Source organism: Streptomyces sp. NBC_00057 (assembly GCF_045041165.1).
Lineage (GTDB): Bacteria > Actinomycetota > Actinomycetes > Streptomycetales > Streptomycetaceae > Streptomyces.
Genome location: NZ_CP108256.1, coordinates 1,993,524 through 2,011,994, shown reverse-complemented (window position 1 = coordinate 2,011,994; position 18,471 = coordinate 1,993,524). Strand labels below are relative to the sequence as shown.

Annotated in this window: 9 protein-coding genes and 2 pseudogenes; 7 read left to right on the top strand and 4 right to left on the bottom strand. The window is 67.2% G+C overall.

The window, feature by feature from the left end; translation table 11 throughout:
• Positions 1-22 precede the first annotated feature (22 nt).
• The 5 genes and pseudogenes from uraD to OG953_RS09515 all read left to right on the top strand — a co-directional run bounded on the left by uraD (position 23) and on the right by OG953_RS09515 (position 4,514).
• Complete coding sequence (gene uraD, locus OG953_RS09535) at positions 23-535, top strand: 2-oxo-4-hydroxy-4-carboxy-5-ureidoimidazoline decarboxylase (protein ID WP_405683445.1); 513 nt, start codon at positions 23-25, stop codon at positions 533-535.
• Complete coding sequence (uraH, locus tag OG953_RS09530) at positions 535-924, top strand: hydroxyisourate hydrolase (protein ID WP_383079985.1); 390 nt, start codon at positions 535-537, stop codon at positions 922-924. Before uraD ends, uraH begins: the two co-directional genes overlap by 1 nt.
• Positions 925-931: 7 nt before the next feature.
• Positions 932-1,888 carry a factor-independent urate hydroxylase gene (gene pucL, locus OG953_RS09525; RefSeq protein ID WP_405683444.1) on the top strand — a complete coding sequence of 319 codons (957 nt, stop codon included), beginning with the start codon at positions 932-934 and terminating at the stop codon, positions 1,886-1,888.
• Positions 1,889-1,956: 68 nt separating this feature from the next.
• A pseudogene (locus tag OG953_RS09520) lies at positions 1,957-3,073 on the top strand (solute carrier family 23 protein).
• 43 nt (positions 3,074-3,116) lie between these two features.
• On the top strand, positions 3,117-4,514 hold the full coding sequence (locus OG953_RS09515) for an 8-oxoguanine deaminase (RefSeq protein ID WP_405683443.1): 1,398 nt from the start codon (positions 3,117-3,119) through the stop codon (positions 4,512-4,514).
• A 230-nt stretch (positions 4,515-4,744) separates the two neighbouring features.
• Here the strand turns inward: OG953_RS09515 and OG953_RS09510 are convergent, their stop codons facing one another.
• The 3 genes from OG953_RS09510 to OG953_RS09500 all read right to left on the bottom strand — a co-directional run bounded on the left by OG953_RS09510 (position 4,745) and on the right by OG953_RS09500 (position 15,697).
• Positions 4,745-5,167 carry a hypothetical protein gene (locus OG953_RS09510; RefSeq protein ID WP_405683442.1) on the bottom strand — a complete coding sequence of 141 codons (423 nt, stop codon included), beginning with the start codon at positions 5,165-5,167 and terminating at the stop codon, positions 4,745-4,747.
• 77 nt (positions 5,168-5,244) lie between these two features.
• On the bottom strand, positions 5,245-11,712 hold the full coding sequence (locus OG953_RS09505) for an RHS repeat-associated core domain-containing protein (RefSeq protein WP_405683441.1): 6,468 nt from the start codon (positions 11,710-11,712) through the stop codon (positions 5,245-5,247).
• Between the two features lie 184 nt (positions 11,713-11,896).
• On the bottom strand, positions 11,897-15,697 hold the full coding sequence (locus OG953_RS09500) for a LamG domain-containing protein (protein WP_405683440.1): 3,801 nt from the start codon (positions 15,695-15,697) through the stop codon (positions 11,897-11,899).
• Between the two features lie 745 nt (positions 15,698-16,442).
• Between OG953_RS09500 and OG953_RS09495 the strand changes: the two genes are divergently transcribed.
• Complete coding sequence (locus OG953_RS09495) at positions 16,443-16,634, top strand: hypothetical protein (protein ID WP_405683439.1); 192 nt, start codon at positions 16,443-16,445, stop codon at positions 16,632-16,634.
• A gap of 361 nt (positions 16,635-16,995) precedes the next feature.
• On the opposite strand, the gene OG953_RS09490 is transcribed toward OG953_RS09495, so the two are convergent.
• Positions 16,996-17,595, bottom strand: a complete 600-nt coding sequence (locus OG953_RS09490; RefSeq protein ID WP_405683438.1) for a hypothetical protein — start codon at positions 17,593-17,595, stop codon at positions 16,996-16,998.
• A 582-nt stretch (positions 17,596-18,177) separates the two neighbouring features.
• Between OG953_RS09490 and OG953_RS09485 the strand changes: the two are divergent.
• A pseudogene (locus OG953_RS09485) lies at positions 18,178-18,441 on the top strand (purine permease); the annotation flags it as partial.
• Positions 18,442-18,471: the final 30 nt, after the last annotated feature.

Below are 18,471 nucleotides of genomic sequence, written 5' to 3'. Positions count from 1 at the left end.
GAAAACAGCCACGGAGGCTCCCGTGACTTCGAGCTCCACACCGGGCCTCGCCCGGTTCAACACCCTGGCGGACGATGAGGCCGCCGCCGCGTTGCACGAGGTGTGTGCCAGTGCGGCATGGGGGAGAGCGATCCTCTCCCGACGCCCGTACACCACCGCGAAAGCCCTTCTCCTTGCCGGTGACGCCGCCACGGCCGCGCTGACCCCGGTGGATCTGGCCGATGCGATGGCCGGTCACCCGCCGATCGGCCGCCCGAAGCCCGGAGACCCGACCTCCTCCCGCGAACAGCGGGGGATGGCGGACGCCACCGAGGAACTCAAGGCCGAGATGCTCGAACTGAACCTGGTCTACCAGGAGCGGTTCGGACATGTCTTCCTGATCTGCGCCACCGGAGCCACCGGCGAGCAGATGCGCGACGCGGTGAAGTCCCGGATCGGGAACTCGCCCGAGCAGGAGCGCGACATCGTGCGCACCGAACTCGGGAAGATCAACCGAATCCGGCTGACCCGTCTCGTGGAAGAGGGCAAGTACTGATGAGCACCGAAACCACCGCATCGGTGTCCACGCACATCCTGGACACCAGCGTCGGACGCCCCGCCGAGGGTGTCGCCATCTCGCTCGCGGCCCGCTCGGGCCCGGAAGCCGCCTGGGTGGCGCTCGGCGGCTCCGCGACCGACGCGGACGGGCGGTGCAAGGACCTGCCGGCTCTGCCGGAGGGCACAACTCACGTACGACTCGACTTCGAGGTCGAGACGTACTTCTCCAAGAAGCAAGCCGAGGCGCAGCAGGACGCCCCCCGCGTAAGGGACAGCGGTGCGTTCTTCCCGGAGGTGGCGATCACTTTCGCCGTCAGGCCGGGCGAGCACTATCACGTACCGCTGCTGCTCAACCCGTTCGGCTACTCCGTTTACCGAGGGAGCTAGCACCGACATGACCGCCGATTCCCACCGCCCCCGCCCTGTGATCCTCGGCCAGAACCAGTACGGCAAAGCCGAGAACCGCGTCGTCAGGATCACGCGGGACGGCGACACCCACCACATCAAGGACCTGAACGTCTCCATCGCCCTCTCCGGCGACATGGACGATGTCCACTACTCCGGCTCCAACGCCCACGTCCTGCCGACCGACACCACCAAGAACACGGTGTACGCGTTCGCCAAGGAACACGGCATCGAGTCGGCCGAACAGTTCGGCATCCACCTCGCCCGCCATTTCGTGACGTCGCAGGAGCCGATCAGGACGGCCAGGATCCGGATCGAGGAGTACGCCTGGGAGCGCATCGCCACCTCGGACGCCAACTCGCAGTTCATCGGCGCCGACGAGGTCAAGCACTCCTTCGTACGCAAGGGCCAGGAGACGCGCACCACCCAGATCACTTTCGACGGCGAGAAGTGGCAGGTCATCTCGGGGCTCAAGGACCTCGTGGTGATGAACTCCACCAGCTCCGAGTTCTGGGGCTACGTCAAGGACAAGTACACGACGCTCAAGGAGGCGTACGACCGCATCCTCGCGACCGAGGTGTCCGCCAAGTGGCGGTACAACTGGACCAGCGACGACGCGCGGATGCCCAACTGGGAGAAGTCCTACGAGCAGACGCGCAAGCACATGCTCCAGGCCTTCGCCGAGACGTACTCCCTCTCCCTGCAGCAGACCCTGTACCAGATGGGCTCGCGCATCATCAACAGCCGCAGCGAGGTCGACGAGATCCGCTTCTCACTGCCGAACAAGCATCACTTCCTGGTGGACCTGGAGCCGTTCGGTCTAAAGAACGATACCGATGACGGCGCTGTCTACTTCGCGGCGGACCGCCCGTACGGCCTGATCGAGGCCACCGTGCTGCGGGACGGAATCGAGCCGCAGATCCCGGTCGACATGACCAACCTCTGACGCGGCGCCGATCCGGTCCCCGCCTGCACACAGCCGGGCGGGGACCGGCCGGACCGGAGGGAACCCCCATGGCACAGCCCGCACTTGGGCCGGTAGAAGCAGAAGGCCCATGTCCCACCCCACCTCAGACCTCGGTCCACCCGGTGGACGAAAAGCTCCGCCCCTCGCGGCTCGTCCCCGCCGCACTCCAGCACATTGCCGCCGTGTACGCGGGCGTCGTCACCCCGCCGCTCATCATCCGCCAGGCCGTCGGCCTCGATCCGGCGGGCATGACCCGGCTGATCGCGGCGAGCCTCCTGATCGCCGGCTGCGCCACCGTCCTGCAGACCCTCGGCGTCGGCGGCTTCGCCGGGAACCGGCTGCCGTTCGTCAACGCCGCCTCCTCCGCCGGAACCGCCCCGATGCTCGCCATCGCCGAGACCACCGCGCCGGGTCACCAACTCCCCGCGATCTACGGGGCGGTGATCGTCGCCGGAGTCTTCTGCCCGGCCGTCGGACCGTTCTTCGGCCGGCTGCTCCGTTTCCGCCGCCCTGCCCACCCCCTTCGCCTTCGGCGCCCCCGAGTTCCGGGCCGCCGCGATCCTCTCGCTCTGCATCGTCATGCTCGTCCTGATGACCGAGTCCTCCGCCGGAATGCTGGCGCTCGGCGAGATCTGCGACCGGCGCACCGACGGCCGGACCATCACCCGAGGACTGCGTACCGACGGCATCGCCACCCTGCTGGGCCCGGTCTTCGGCGGCTTCCCGGCGAGCGCCTTCGCGCAGAACGTCGGCGTGGTGTCACTGACAAAGGTGCGCAGCCGCTATGCCGTCGCGGCCGCAGGCTGTGCATTGCTGGTCCTGGGCGCCTTCCCGGTGCTCGGTGCGGTCGTCTCCCTCGTGCCGATGCCCGTGCTCGGCGGCGCCGGCACCGTCCTGTTCGGCTCGATCGCGGTGAGCGGCATCCGTACGCTCTCCGAGGCCGGACTCGACGACAGCTCCGACATCATCCTGGTCGCCGTGGCGCTCGGCGCGGGCATCATCCCGCTCGCCGCGCCCGGCTTCTACGCGGGATTCCCGTCCTGGGCCCAGACCGTCCTGGGCTCCGGCATCAGCGCCGGAGCGCTCGTCGCGGTCCTGCTCAATCTGTTCTTCCACCATCTCGGCACCCACAGCCGCCCGGCTGTGGCACTCAAATCCTCCTAGGGTCCTGCCGTGCCCACATCGCCGGAAAAGAAGAGGAAGCACCATGGCAGCATCGGCAGCTCCTGAGCACGTGGAACGCATCGTCATCGAGAACTGTTCGATCGCGACCGTCGACGCCGACGACACCGAGTACGCCTCGGGCCATGTCGTCGTCGCGGGCAATCGCATCGAATCCGTCCGCGCGGGCCGGGCACCCGAGGGCCTGGAGAACGTCGTACGCCGCATCGACGGCACCGGGCATCTGGTCACCCCCGGCCTGATCAACACGCACCATCACTTCTACCAGTGGATCACCCGCGGCCTCGCCACCGACCACAACCTGTTCGACTGGCTGGTCGCGCTGTACCCGACGTGGGCGCGCATCGACGAGCCGATGGTCCGCGCCGCCGCGCAGGGTTCGCTCGCCATGATGGCGCGCGGCGGCGTCACCACCGCCATGGACCACCACTACGTCTACCCGCAGGGGACCGGCGATCTGTCCGGCGCCATCATCGGGGCCGCCCGTGACATGGGCGTACGGTTCACCCTCGCCCGCGGCTCCATGGACCGCAGCGTGAAGGACGGCGGGCTGCCGCCGGACTTCGCCGTGGAGACCCTCGACGGTGCGCTCGCCGGAACCGAGGCGACCGTCGACGCGCACCACGACGCCTCGTTCGACGCGATGACCCAGGTTGCCGTCGCACCCTGCTCCCCTTTCTCCATCTCCACCGAACTGCTCAGACAAGGAGCCGAGTTGGCCCGTCGCAAGGGAGTGCGCATGCACACCCACGGATCGGAGACCGTGGAGGAGGAGAAGTTCTGCCACGAGCTGTTCGGCATGGGCCCGACCGACTACTTCGAGTCGACCGGCTGGCTCGGCGACGACGTGTGGATGGCGCACTGCGTCCATATGAACGACTCCGACATCGCCGCCTTCGCCCGCACCGGAACGGGCGTGGCGCACTGTCCCTCGTCCAACGCCCGGCTCGCCGCGGGCATCGCCCGGGTGCCCGACATGCTCGCCGCGGGCGTCCCGGTCGGCCTCGGCGTCGACGGCACCGCCTCCAACGAGTCCGGCGAACTCCACACCGAACTGCGCAACGCCCTCCTCATCAACCGCCTCGGCGCCCACCGCGAAAAGGCCCTGAACGCCCGTCAGGCCCTGCGCCTGGGAACGTACGGCGGCGCCCAGGTACTCGGCCGCGCCGACCAGATCGGCTCCCTCGAGCCCGGCAAGCTCGCCGACCTGGTGCTCTGGAAGCTGGACACCCTCGCCCACGCCTCCATCGCCGATCCGGTGACCGCACTCGTCTTCGGCGCCGCGGCCCCCGTCACCCTCTCCCTCGTCAACGGCAAGCCGGTCGTCGAGGGCAACCACCTCATCACAGCGGACGAGGACGCCATCGCACGCGCCACCCGTGACGAGGCCCGCCGCCTCGCGCGGATCGCCGCCGGAGCCTGACGCTCCGGGGCATGTGGGGGAGTGGTGGGTGCAGATGTGGGCGTGGCAGGGGAGGGCTTTGAGGTCGAAGACTCCGACACCGCCGTTGGACAAGGGCCACAAGGCCCTCGACGGAAGTGGCCCACCCTCGGGCACCCGGCGGCCTCCCGGACGGTGGGCAGGCGATCACCGAGGACTACCTGTGGCCCACCCGGGCGACATCTACTTGTTCGGCTGCCGAGGCACCGGGCCTACCAGTCGTCGCCGATGTCGAAATTCGCGGCGATCGGCAAGCCGTAATCCTCGAAAACGATCAGCAAGTACGTCCCGAGAGCGGCGAGCCTCTCGTAAAGGTTCTCCGCCAGTTCCCAGGTTTCCACATCCTCCGACATGGATGTGGCAGTCAGCATCGCGGGTACTTTTTCGAGAGGCCAACCCGGCTCGCCGTCGTCCACAAACATGGACACGTGCAGATCGTCGTTTCCGAACCAGTAGTTGTAACCGCCACCCTCACTTGGCCTACTTCCCCCCGAGCTGAACGAAACATCCAGAATTCGTGCCACGTCGCCCCACAGCCGGTCGGCGAACGATTTGCAGTCCCAGGCTCCTTCGGCAAGTCCGACTCGGAAGTCGAAGTCTTTCCGGTCGCCACCGTGCTCCTCGAAGGTCCCCATAACCAGTCCGTTCATTGTGCTGAGACGATTGCGGGGTGCCCGATACCGACTTCCTGGGCACCCCGCGCTCACGGATTCTACAGGTTGTACTCGAGCATGTAGTTCCTCCCGTAGATCACGACCTTCCGTATGTTCGTGTTGCTTCTGGCGAATTGATCGAAGCCATCTTCCGCGTCATCTTCCTCCATCCCGCCTGGTCGGAGGTCGACGACCGCCATTTCCACCTGCTGATCTCTGTCCGCCTTCTTGAGATGGTCTCGGAGCCCGTCAGTCCTCAGGCTTTTCATTGCCTTGAAGTCGGTTCGCTTTCCATCGACCCAGGCATCACCCTTGTGTTCGGGGGCGGCGCCCGGTTGTTGGTCGTTTCTGGACGTCACCTTGTGGCCCTGTACGGCAAGCGTCAGAGCGATCTGGAACTCGGCGTCATCAAAGGCGAATGGCCCTTTGAGCCTATCCGCCCGCCACGACTCATCGATGGACTCCATCAGTTCCTTGACGTCACTTTCGGTATCCTCCCCCAGCCAGTCCATGAGGTCCTTGGCAAGGTTGGCAGCGCCGCAGCCATCACGTGCGCCGCGACGACAACCCCTTTCCGTGATTTCCTCGATGCCCAGTTCGTAGGGGTTCGTCAAGTCAAACTTTCCATCCAGGATCTGCTTGACGCGCTCCTTCCGCAGCAGCGCGGCAATCTCCGCGTTGGTGAAGAGATCGCGTTCCTGGGTGTAGTTGTAGCGCGGAGCTCCCGCCGGTGCGCTGCCGGACCTTCCGTCCTGATTGGGCGGGGTCTTCGCCTTCTTCTTCTTGTTCTTTTTCTCGCGCTCTTCCTTCGTGTCAGGGATTCCCCCTGTGCAGGAGATCTCGCCGGTCAGGCATTCCGGCACGGCCTGGCCCGACGGGTCGCTCAGCGTGGTGGGGTTGTTGTTGGCGTACGTGTAGCCGTTCAGGGACTGGTGTTGATCCAGCGTGAGCAGTGGGTCGACGCTGATGAACTGGCCGGTGGACGGGTCGTACTCGCGTGCGCCGACGTGCGTCAGACCTGTCCCGGCGTCCGCGGACTTGCCAAGGAACGCCTTGTCGTCCGGCCAGGTGCCGGCGCCTGTGCCCCGACCCGCGCCGAACGGGGTCGTGTAGCGCTTGCTGAGCGCCTGGGTGCTGTCGGCCGAGACAGCGATCCCGCTTGTCCCGTGGTGATCGGCCGAGAGGAAGGAGACCTTCTCGGTACCGCTCTGGTTGGTGCGCAGGGCGATGGGATCGCCGCCGGTGGTGTAGTACCGGTTGGCCCACTTCTTCCCGGCCTTGAGGTGGACCTCGGTGGCCCCGAGGTAGAGGACCGTCTCACCCGCCGCCGCGCTGTCGCGCCGGATGAGGAGCGTGCCGTCGGCGTCATAGACGTAGCCAGTGGCGGTGCTCCCCTCGGTGAGCTTGGCCAGCTTCCCCTCCTCGTTCCACTCCAGCGTCTGCTGCACCGCGGATCCGGTGCTCTGGACGCGGCTCTCGGTGTTGCCGGTATCGTCGTAGGTGTACTGCGCCGCTGCCGTGTCGCACGCACCGGCTGTGGTCGACGTAGTGGTCGCCTTGAGGGCGTGCTTACGCGTCGGGTCGTAGCAGTACGTGGAGGTGACCGGGGTGGTCCCGTTCCTGGTCTCCGCCGCTCGCTGGCCCGACAGCGTGTAGGCGTAGCTGCTCCAGTACGGTGCCGGGCCCCCGAGGTTGGCCACGGTACGGCCGGCTGCCGCGCAGTCGGCGGTCTTGGGCGTCCACGCCTCGGCCAGTCGGCGCTGGCCGTCATACGTGAAGCACTGGCTGTCGGCACCGGCCCCGGTGTCGGCGCGGTCGAAGATCGACGTGACGTTGCCGGCCTGGTCGTAACCGTACTGAAGGTCCTGGACGGGTCCTCGGGTCTGGTCGTCGGTGGACGAGGTCAGCAGTCGGCCGGTGCCTTCTTCGAAGGTGTTGGAGACGAAGACCCGCTTGGCCGCGGCGGAGGTGCCGAGCTCGAGCTGGTGGACCTGGCCGAGGGCGGAGTAGTCCACGCCCAGCAGATAGCCGGAGATCCCGGACTGCTGCGTGGGCAGCCCCGCGTCGTTGTAGAGGGTCTCGACCACTTCGGCGGCGAGGCCGCCGGCGGCCGGCTCCTTGGTGTTGTTGAGCGTGCCGTCGAGACGGTACGCCGCGCCCATGGTGGTCGTCGACGTCACCGCACCGGAGGTTACGAGCGGGTCGGTGGCCGGCAGGGTCAGCGTGGTCGCCGTGGCGCGGCCCATGGTGTCGTAGGCGGTGACAGTCTTCGTGTATGCCTTGCTGGTCGCCTGGTTGACACCGTTCTCATAGCGGATGGACTGGTCGGGCAGGCCCTTGACCAACCCGTCGAAGGTCCAGCTCGCGAGCTTGTTGGCATCCGTGCGGCTGGTGTGCCACAGGTCGGTCTTGCGGCCCAGCTCGTCGAAGCCGAAGTAGAGGAACCGTCCCTCCGAGTCCTTGGTGTGGTCGATCTGGTCGAGCACGTTGTAGCCCGTGGTCACCGTGCCCTTGTCGGGGTCGGTGGACGAGACCTCCCGGCCGTACAGGTCGTAGGTGTGGGACCAGGTGGCGCCGTCCGGTCCGGTGACGGTCAGCGACTTGCCGTCGCGGGTATAGGTGTAGCCGACCCGCGTGTACGACGTGCCGAGCGTGGCACCGTACTGCGTGTCGTCCGGCTGGGATCCGGCGTACGTGCGGGTCTCCGCGGTGCGGCCGAGTACGTCGGTGATCACCCGGGAGGCAGTGCCCCCCTGGACGGCGCTGGTGGCCACGGAGTCACCGGTATATGTGGTTGTGGTGTCCCACTTCTTGGTGCCCCACGAGGACAGGGTGGTCTTCACCGCCCGTCCCGCACCGTCGTACGTGGTCTCGTTCTGTACGGGCGACTGCGCGTGGTCCACACCGGTATAGGTGCTGTTGGGGGCCGTTGCGCTGTCGTACGCATTGGCCTGCGTCACAACGGCGAGACCCCGCGAGTCGTAGCGGGTGTCCGTCAGAATGCGTCCGCCGGTTGCACCCGGCGTCTGCGTCTGGACCTGGCGCAGCAACGAGTCGTAGAGCGTGTAGCTGGTCCGGTAGCTCGTGCCGTCGGCCTTCAGCGAGGAGATCGAGGTCCACGACGGTGCCGTTTGGCTGACACCGTACGCGAACGATCCGTTGGGGCTGTCACCTGCGGCCTTGGACCGGTTGAGCAGCCAGGTCGCGGTGACTCGGCCGAGCGCGTCACGGGTGTACTCCGTGCGCCTGAGGTTGGCGTCGAGAGCATAGGTGACCGAACCCCGTGCAGGGTCGAAGTACGTGTACGACTTGTGCGTTTGGCCGTTCGAGGCGAGCTTGGGGTGGGTGACGATGACACCGGTGACCGGGCCGCCGCTCGCCGGGTAGTAGGCGGTGGACGTGACGTTGCTCTTGGCGTCGCTCACCTTGAGCGGCCGGCCGAGCTTCGCTGTCGCGGTGTCGAACGTGGTGATGGCGACGGTCTGCCAGGAGCCCGCGCCGGGGTTGCGGTCGGCTGTGCCGTTCGCAGCCGGATAGCCCGTTGGCTGGCCGGTCCAGGTGGGCAGACCGAGTACCGGCGTCTGGTCGGGTGTCCAGCTGGTGGCCGCCGGGTTGTCGAAGACGGTGGCGGCGTCCGAGATGACGTCCCCGCGCGTGGCTACCGATGTCGGCAGGGTCAGCTTGTCGTCGGTGTCCGCACAGGGCTTGCCGACCGTACGAGTCCGGGAGACCAGTGAGGTGAGGCCCTCGGCGTCGTTGCGGGCGTACCAGGTGCGGGTGCAGGTTTCGTCGCCGGTCGTGGACCAGTCCCCGTGGTTTTCGACCTTGGTGGGCATGCCGTACGTGTCGTCGTACGTGTTCGTGCTTGCTGCGATCCGCCACTTCGCGGGAGTCGTGAGCCACGTGTACTCGTACGTGCGGGCAACCCTCACGAAGTGCGCCCGCGTGTGGGCGTACGACTTCTGCTGGCTGGCGGTCTGCTTCGACCACAGATTGTTGACCGTGAAGGAGATCGGGGTGTTTCCGTCGTATGTGATTTCCTGGCGGAGCTGCCCGGTGTACTGATCGTGGTCAGTGGCCGTGGACAGGGTGGCCGACGGGACCGGGACCGGGACGATGCTCGCGCTGCGCGTGCTGCCGTCCTTGCGCTTGTCGCCGTTCATGCCCTGCATGAACACCTTGACCGTCTTGCTCCGTGTGCCGCCCACCTCACCGGTGTAGGCCGTCACCTGCTGGTAGCCGCGCCAGACCGACCAGGTGCGCTCCTTCTCCTTGGTGAACGGGTCGTCGTTGTAGTGCCACCCCGGGTTGGAGTAGGAGTAGCTGTACTCCACCGCGGGGTTCTTGGCGGCTGTGTCGCTCGTATTGATCGCAGTGACCCGGTACTTGTGGAACCAGTCGAGTGCGGGGTCGCCGCCGTTGATCGGCCAGTAAACCGGGTAGCACGAGAGTGCGTTGTCGTCCTCGGCGGTCGGCATGTTGCTGCCGCGCACGCACTCCGGGTTGGACAGCACGACCGTCGTGATGGCTCCGGTCTCGGACGTGATGGTGGAGATGCGTGGGCGGGTCAGCGGGAGGATGTCGGCCCCGCCGGGCTGGGTGCCGCCCGCGACGCGGTTGGGGCGCTGGTGGTAGGTGAACCCGACGGGCGGCAGGGATATGGCGGGGCCGTTGAGGCCGGTGCGCTTCAGCGAGGTCAGAGTGAGGACCTGGTCGGAGCTGTTGCCGATGTCCTGGCCGTCGAAGAACTCCTGGGTCAGGGCGAAGGAGTCCACCGGCTTGAAGGCGTCGGGCTCTGCCGCCGTGGACCACACGTGGGTGTCGATGCCGGACACGCGCTTGCGGCTGAAGAACGACGGTCCGGTCGAGGCGCAATCCGTCGCCGAAGCGGAGCAGATCGAGTCGAAGGGCACGTCCGGCCAGTTGTCGGCGGTGTCCTTCGTCAACGAGTCGCACGAGGACGCGGTGCATCGCTCCTTGTACGAGAACACGACCTTGCCCGACGGGTTGCCGGTGAACAGGGCGTCGAGCCGCTGCCCGTACCGGATCTCCGTCGGATGACCGCCGCGCACGTACGACGCCGGCTTCGCCTTGTCGCCGTTCTTGGCGTAGTAGTTGCTCTCCTTGGCGTACCAGTACGTCGACGCGTTGCCGTGGACGTCCTGGACGAGGTCGAGGTTCCAGCGCCACGCCTGGGTCTTCGCGCGGTCGGCGAAGCCGGTGCCCGACGAGAAGCCGGGTTCATCGGTGTCGTCACCGAACACGGGCACGGTCCAGGTGGAGTTGGTGCGCTCCGTCCCCGCACCGGGCAGCTTGTTCAGGCCGAAGGTGTACGTGGTGCCGTCACCCGTGGTGACCTTCCAGTACTCGCCCTTGCCGTCGCCCTTGCCATCCTTGATGTCATCGCCGTCGTCCTCGTTGTCGGCGCCGACCCCGTGGACGACCTTCGAGGCATCGTCGTCCTTGAGCCTCCACTGACCGGTCGTATCGTCCCTGACCAACTCGGTGGCGTTGCCGTTCAGGACGAGGGAGGCGTTCTCGTACTTCCAGCACTGATCGGACTTGTCGGCCTGGCCGTCGTCCTCACAGCTGCCGTACTTCCGCTCGACGTAGGACTCGGTCATCGAGAAGCCCTCGCCGACCAGCGAGCCCTGGTTGTTGGTGTTGGCCGTGCGACCGTCGATGCTGCCCGAGTCGTACGCCAGCGAGAGCTGAGGCACCGGACCTGCCGCCGCCGGCGGCAGCGTGATCGGGTACGACCAGGTGAACGAGCCCGACGATGCTCCGGCCGCCCAGGACGACGAGGCCGACAAGGGAGTCGCCGCGAGGTCGCCGGCGCCGGCTGTCGACGTGCCTGCCGACGTCGCCGCCAAGGCCATCACCATCGGAGCGCTCTGCGGGGCGACGGCCGTCCGTGCGGTGACCTTGTGTGCCTTCACATCGTTCGTGGAGCCCACCTGGGTGGTGGTCCGGCACGCGGCCTTCTCGGGTGTGGTCAGCGCGCACGCGGGCAGCGACACCAGACCCAGCCGACTGGACCAGTTGCCGCCCACAGCCGAGGCGAACGCACCGTAGTCCACCGTGACCTGCGCCGTCCCCGCCTTTTCGGCTCCCACGGTGAACAGCACTCCGGTGACACCGGCACTGTCCGCGGCCCGTTGGTCCAGGACCCGGACCGTCGCCTGACCGGAGGCGGTCGGTCGCGACTGGCGCGACGTGGCGGACGGATCCACGGCCTGGACGTCCACCACGGCGCCGGCTGCCGTCTTCGTGAGGGAATCGCGGACCGTCCCCGCCTTCGGCCAGTTCGCGAACCGCTCCTCCCGGGCCTTCGCAACGAGACGCCGGTTGGCCTGCTTCTCACGGGAGACCTGCTCCCGTGCCTTCTTCGCACCCTGACCGGTGATCGGATGGACCTGGCTCACACGGGTGTTGGCGGAGTCCGGAGCACCCGGTACGGGTTGTGCCGTGGCTACCGACTGGAGCGACGGCGAGATGGTCAGGGCGAGAACGAGCGCGCCGAGCAAGGGCAGAACGCCCGGCCGACGCCGATGTCTCGGCAAACGTGGTCTGAACACGGTGTGCTCTCTTGTCCGTGGTGGTACGGCGGCCCGGAGCGGGCCGCTCGGATCCGCAAGGCGTCGAGGCGCTACGGAAAGGGCGCGGGCCGATTCACGGCCCGCGCCCCGGTGCGGGGTGATCCCTGCGGGATCAGTCCCCGACGACTGTGGTCTTCTGTTGAGCGTTGGACACGGCGCCCGCCCACAGCCGGATGCTGTTGATCCGACCCGGCAACTGGCTGCTCCAGGCACTGCTCAACCAGCCCTTGCCGACGGCCAGGCCGCCGGTGCCCGCAGCCGCCGTAAAGGCGGTGGGCACGCCCTGCCGGTCGACCAGGAAGAGGCTGATCCGATCCGACTGCGCGTCGTATGCGCCGACCAGTTGGACCTCGGTGCCCAGGACTGCCGCCTCGTCGCTCTGCACCGAGACGCCGGAGCCGTCGGCAGTGAGCCGACCGAAGTGCCAGCGGCCGAGCGCCCAGGTTTCGGACAGGGGCTCGCCGGTCGCCTCATCCACGACGGGTTCGCCGTTCTCGTCCAGCACCTCGTGGCCGGTGGTGTCGACCCCGGTCTTCTCGAACCAGAGGCCCCACGACGAACCCGTGTCCGTCCGCTGGCCCAGTATCTGCGCCCTGTAGCCGTCCGGCTTGCCCACGAGGGCGGCCCCGTCGACGAGCGCCTCCACGGCGACGGTGAACGATCCGGTCGGGTCGACCAGCTGGGCGCCGGTGGACTCGGCGCCACCAGTTCCGTCCAGGACGATCGACTCGCCGTTCAGGCTCGCGCCGGCACCCAGGGCCAATGACGCCCCGTAGTTGCTCGTCGTGTCTTTGAGGGAGGTCCCGGAAGCACCGGAGGGGTTCAGGTCGGCGACCAGTTCCAGGTGCGGCATGCCTGTGCCATCGGGACCATCGAGGAGCTGGGCGTCGGTGGCGATCTCTTCGAGGGACTTCGCGGCCTGCCAGACCGCCACTTCGTCGATCTCACCGGGGAACGGGTCCACGTATCCGCCCTTGTACTTCACGCGGCCCACTTGAAAGCCTCCGGGGGCGGACCAGTTGGACGTGATCGCGTCAGTGTTCTGGAGCTTTCCGTTGACGTACAGGGACATCAGGTTCTGGTCGTGGTCGACGACCGCGGTCAGGTGCGTCCACACCTTCGTCTGCGCGGGAGACGTCGCGTTCACTCGCTGGTTGTCCAAGGACGTGGAGGCGGCGTCCGCATCGGCCAGCCGCAAGCACCAAGTCTTGACAGTCTCGCAGTAGCCGAGGAAGAACGGACTGTAATAGGTGCCGTCCTGCCCAGCCACTGTGACGTTGCGGCCCGTCGCGTCGAGCCGCACCCAGGCCGAAACGGTGTACGACGCCGCGGTCTCCAGAACCGGCTTCGTGGTGGAGGCGTACGCCGATTTCTCCAGCCACAGGCCCTGGTCGGGGCCGAACACGGCCGGCTCCGTCTCGGTCGCAGCGGTCTTCACGATCTCGCCACGCCGCCCGTTGGGAGTACGGGCTGCGCCGGACAGCGTCAGGTTGTTACGCAGGGCGGGATCGCTCGTGGAGGTGTCCAGAGCCTCGCCTTCGGCCTCGTCGAAGTTCCACCGGGCGATGGCCTTGGGGCCTTCGCTGACGAGGAACCTGACGATCTGCTCGTCACCCCCGAGCGGATACGCCGCCGACTTCGCCTGCACGTGCAGGAGTTTGGTTCCGGAGGAGGAGGGTGTGATCGTGGCCCGGTAGGTGGCACCGCTCAACCATGGTGACCACGCCGCGTCCGTCGACAGTTTGTACCGGTAGCCAGTGTTGGTGCTGGTTTCGCCAGTTCCCGGACCGAAGAGCACCGTTCCCGGCTTGCCTGGCGCGCCGCCAGGACTGCAGGCGCCCCCGGACACACACTCGCTGTAGACGGTCCACGAGCTGACGGTCGGCTTCTGAGGCGCTTTGCTGTCGACGAGGAAGTAGCACCAGGGAGAGGGCGTGGTCGTCAGGTAGCTCTGGTCGCTGTTGTAGAGCGAGTGTGTGTACGCGTGGTACCGGTACAGCTTGCCGTCGAGGAGAGGGGTGTCCCAGTCCTTGGTCTGCGCCGGGAAGTTCTTCAGCGTGCTGCTGTACGAGACGTAACCGGAGGTCGGCTTGAGCGACCCGGTGGTTGGCTGGGGTGCGTCCGACCACGTCGTGGCGTTCTTCACGTCCACGTCGAAGTACACACGCAGACGGCCCTCGGCTTCACCGCCGACCGCCGTCTCCGGGGTAGCCAGCAGGTCTGGCTTGGGGTCAGTGATCACGCTGGGTGACGACTCTGACGTGCTGCACACCCGACTCGCACCAGCCTTGAGGCCGTAGGCAGTAGGCGTTGCGGGCTTGCTCACGTAACTGACCGACAGGACGGCATCGTCGTCGAACCGCTTCCAGGAGACGGTGTCGCCCTCGTCCTTGGCCATCAGCATGAGCGTGAGCCGGGAGAATTTGCCGTCGGCGAAGGACTTGACGGTCGGAGTGAGGTTCTCGTCCGGCTCCTCCGGGTAGTCGTTGAAGTTGATGGGAGCCTTGGGCTGGGAGGGGGAGCAAAGCGAACCACGTCCGGCCGACACGTGACGGTCGCCCATCTGGTCCAGCTTCGTCGGTCCCGGCCACTTCGTCGCGGACGAGATGTTGTTGGTCCGTTCCAGGTCGACCCACCGTGCGTCACAGGAGAACGACCACGTCTCCGTCACTGAGAAGGTGGCGTCCAGGATGTGCTTGCCCTTGAGCTTGTCCGGTGCGAACTCGAAGTACATGCGGTTCACATAGCCGTTGCCGCAGTAGTAGGACACCCCACCGATCACCGCCGAACCGCACTTACCGACGCTCATTCCGTTGGTGCCGCCCGAGAAGTTGTAGAACACGTCGCCGTCGGAAGACAGCACCGTGCGCTCGGACTCGTTGAGCTCGACGGAGGGGTCGATATACAGCGGCAGTTCCGCCTCGGTAGTTTTGGCGATCAGAGCGACATCGGGAACCACCTTCACGGAGCTGTCGTCCACCGCGACATCCATGACTGCGGCCTCGTCGCCCGCACCAGGGCCGCTCAGCGGGTCGCCCTCCTGAGGAGGAGCGACGACCACAGGGTCTGTCCCCTCGGCTGCGGCCGACGAGCGAGCACTGAGCGGACGCGAACCCGCCGCCTGCGTCGACAGACCATCGGTCGGCTTCGCAGCATCAGCGCCGGACGCCCCGGCTGCTTCCCCGGCCGAGTTCCACATCTGCGCGCTCGGCGAGCGGAAGACCACCTGGCCATTGCCGTCCACTGCCTCCATACTGCCGACGGCGGCCGACCGGACCGTCAGCCCGTCTGCGTCCAGCCCGTACGCGATGGTCCGCAGCCCCGGGTCGGCGGCTGCTTCAAGCGTCTCGACCTCCAGGACCTGGCGGAAGCCCTCCGTCGTGGCGGTCAGGATGAGGTTGACGTCAGGCCGCACGTTCTCGTACACGGCCCGCGCACCCTCGAGTTGCGGCTCGGGAAGGGCACCCGGCCACCCCAGTGACACGGACCGACCCGTCTCACCAATGGTCACCAGGTCTGCGCCAGAACCGCCGCCCGAGAAGGAGACCTCGACTGCCGCTGCCTTCGGACCGACGGTGCCGTCGGCCCGTTTGGTCAGCGTTGCATCCGGAAGCGTCCAGTCTCCATTCGCGGTCTTCACGCGGACCGGAACGATCGACTTTTCCAACGTGAAGGTGTTGCCGTCGGGATTGGCGAACACCGTGTCCTGCTCCGTGCGTTCCTCGACGACCTCGACCCGCTCACCAGTGGCCTCAGCCTCGGCCAGCGCCGCGTCGGACGGGGTTGACCGCACCGGCTCGGCGGCGCTCGCGGGCACCGCCACGATGGGCAAACCCGGTGCCACGGTCAGAGCCAGGGCCAGGGCGGCAATCGCGCCGGACAATCGGACGGCGCGCCCTCTGGGAAGTCTCATGACGCTCTCCACGCAGACGCGGTCAAGTGACCGATGAGCAGGAACAAGGGCGTGTGCATGGTGAGGACCGTTTCGATGGAGGCGCCCGGAGCGTTCCGGGCGGAGCGTGCGGGATGCGAAGCGCGCGGGACCACGGGACGTCGTGAAGGGCAATCCGGGCGTGGTTCCGGGACAGGGAAGCCGCAAGGTGCGCGAGACCTTGGGGAACGTGAAGACTCCCCTCGGGATGGAGAGACACCACAAAGGGGAGAGGGGCACCGGAGGCCCACGGTCAGTGGTCGGGCACTCGCGCCTCACCCAGTGCCAAGAGTGCTGCCCGGATCACTGCCGGGAACTAGCGCCTCGCTTAGGTCCCGAGCGCTAACCGGATCGCTAACGGGAGCCGCCCGAGAGGAGTGCTCCGATGCGAAATGCCGCTAAATACACATGTCATGACTAGCACTCACCCCCCAGAACACGCAGCCCCCTGTCGTGATGACTGGCAGCGTACATGCCCGTCCGATAATCGAGTAGGGGAGAGATTCGAGCGGACACATCGGCGACTGTCAGGGGTCTCGTGCCCGTATCCCAAGTCCTCACAGCATGCTCGGATTGCGCCTTCTAAGGACCGCAGATCCATCCCGGTCAGCATCGGCGGGTACCCCGGCGTCACCGATCCGGTTGAGGTCCAGGTGCATCAGCTCGGCCACAACCGCCTGGCCGCGACCATCCCGCTCGCTGCCGGCCAGGCCGTGCCGACGCTGGTGTGGGACGAACGCACGGACGGCACACCGCGACCAACCGGCGCCACCCGATCAGCAAAGACACCGGCAGCGCACCAGAAGGCGAAGGCATCCGCTACCTTGATCGCGGCGTATGGCCGCAGCCTGCCGAACTCCTCGTTGCGCTCGCCGACGGGCGCAAGGGCTCCAAGTACCCCATGACGAGCAGCGACTGAGCTCGCTCTCTCGTCTGCGTACAAAGGGGCTGCCGCTGCGCTTCCGGCAATGCCGTACCGGGCGCAGGCGAGCGCGGATTCGAAGCGGGCAGGGCCTGCCGGTCAAACTGAGCCGCTCCAGCACATGCCGGTCGCAAGGCGGGTTGCTGTTGCTGCCCAGGCAGTGAGGACCCTGTAGCGGACTGCGGTCAGCAACTCGGCCCGGGCCGCGGTCTCACATGCCGCCGAGCGGGTCTGCCACTCGGTGTGGACATCGCGCACTGTGGCACACACCCCATGGACCTGAACTCGGCACGACAGACGTGAACACCGAGCCGCACCGAAGCCCCCGACGTCTCACCGCCAACTGTGCACGAGCTCGTCAGGCGTCGTCAAAGAGGGCCAGCTCGTCGTCCGTAAGCCGGCCGAAGCAGGCTTCTTCTGTGATCATGACAGTGGACTGATTCAAGGACTTCAACCTGCTGTGCCGGGCGTTCAGGATCCAACCCTGCTTCCTGTACGTAGCCATGAAGAGCGAGCCGTCCTCTCCGATCGGCGCTTCCTCGGAAGGCTGTGTCTCTTTCCAACCTCGCGCTGCAAGGCCCGACAGCACGGTGTCGAGCTGCCGACGCACCTTGACCGGGTCGGTCCCGGAGGAGCTCCACGTCGCACTGGACGTCCAAGAGACCACACACGGTGTCAGTCGAGGCGCGAGGGCGGCCAGCGTCCGCTCTCTGTCAGTGGTTGCTGAGCGGGCCGAACGGTCGCCCACGGAGAATCCTGCCTTCGTCCTTCCTCCGGGCAGCCCAGCAGCCGAGATGGCCGCGTCCAGATCCGCATGCACCGCTTTCTGGCCGAAGGGTGCGGAGGATGCAGCGGCGGTCGGAGCGGAACCCCCAACGCCGCCACCGCATCCGGCAACGAGAACGACCCATGCAGCGGCCGCCGCTACCCGTCCGACTCCGATCACGGTGGTGCGCATACGCTCTTCTCCCAGTGCGAGGGCCGCCGGAAACGGCGCATCCGGTACCGGCTGAGGGATTCTCGCACGATGGGTTTCCGGCTAGTCCGGGTTCCGCGCGATCGGCATCGACGCGAGGCAGCCCGTTGGTTCGCCGACGTCGCCGCCCACCTGTCGCCGCCCGCGCCGCCGGAGGCGCTGTCCTTCACCGAGCCGCGCGCCGTGTTGCGCGCGCTGAACTTCCTCGACGTCACCTACGAGCTGGTCTTCGGCGAAGCCCTAGTCGTCCCTCCGCCCATGGACCGCTCCAGCCTCCTCGCCTTGGACGTCGACGACGAAGCGGCCGACAACTCCGGGCTGGTCGTCCTGACCGACATCCTGCGCGACTTCAAGGTGCCCGGCCGCAACCCGGGCTCGGGCCTGCTGCGCCTAGAAGAACATCTCGCCGACAAGCTGCCCGCGCTCGACCGCGACGCGGTCCACCAGGCCGTGCAGCTCCTGGACCAGATCCGTGTCATCCGCAACTCCGCCGTCCACCCCAAGCCGCGGCCGGAACTCGCCGTTGCCCACCATGCGCTTGGGCTGCGCTTCCCGGTCCGCGACACACTGGCGACCGCCGCGTTGGAGAAGGGCGAGAACGCGCTGATCGTGGCAGCGGCCGTGGGCATCGGACTGATCCCGATCGCCGCACCCGACTTCTACCACGCGTTCCCGAAGGATGCGCTCGTCGTGCTCGACTCCGGGATCTCGACCGGATGCGTCGTGGCGATCGCGCTCAATCTGGCCTTCAACCACCTCGGCAGGAAGCCGGATCCGTCGCCGCAGGAGCAGAGCCCGGCGGCCGCGGCTCCGGTGGGCGCACACTGACCGAAGCCGGCTTCGGCCGGTACGGCGCTG

Excerpts from the sequence above, each read along its gene's own strand:
- OG953_RS09500 (WP_405683440.1), bottom strand. The coding sequence starts at position 15,697 with ATGAGACTTCCCAGAGGGCGCGCCGTCCGATTGTCCGGCGCGATTGCC.
- OG953_RS09515 (WP_405683443.1), top strand. The coding sequence starts at position 3,117 with ATGGCAGCATCGGCAGCTCCTGAGCACGTGGAACGCATCGTCATCGAG.
- uraH (WP_383079985.1), top strand. The coding sequence starts at position 535 with ATGAGCACCGAAACCACCGCATCGGTGTCCACGCACATCCTGGACACC.
- pucL (WP_405683444.1), top strand. The coding sequence starts at position 932 with ATGACCGCCGATTCCCACCGCCCCCGCCCTGTGATCCTCGGCCAGAAC.
- OG953_RS09490 (WP_405683438.1), bottom strand. The coding sequence starts at position 17,595 with ATGCGCACCACCGTGATCGGAGTCGGACGGGTAGCGGCGGCCGCTGCA.
- OG953_RS09510 (WP_405683442.1), bottom strand. The coding sequence starts at position 5,167 with ATGGGGACCTTCGAGGAGCACGGTGGCGACCGGAAAGACTTCGACTTC.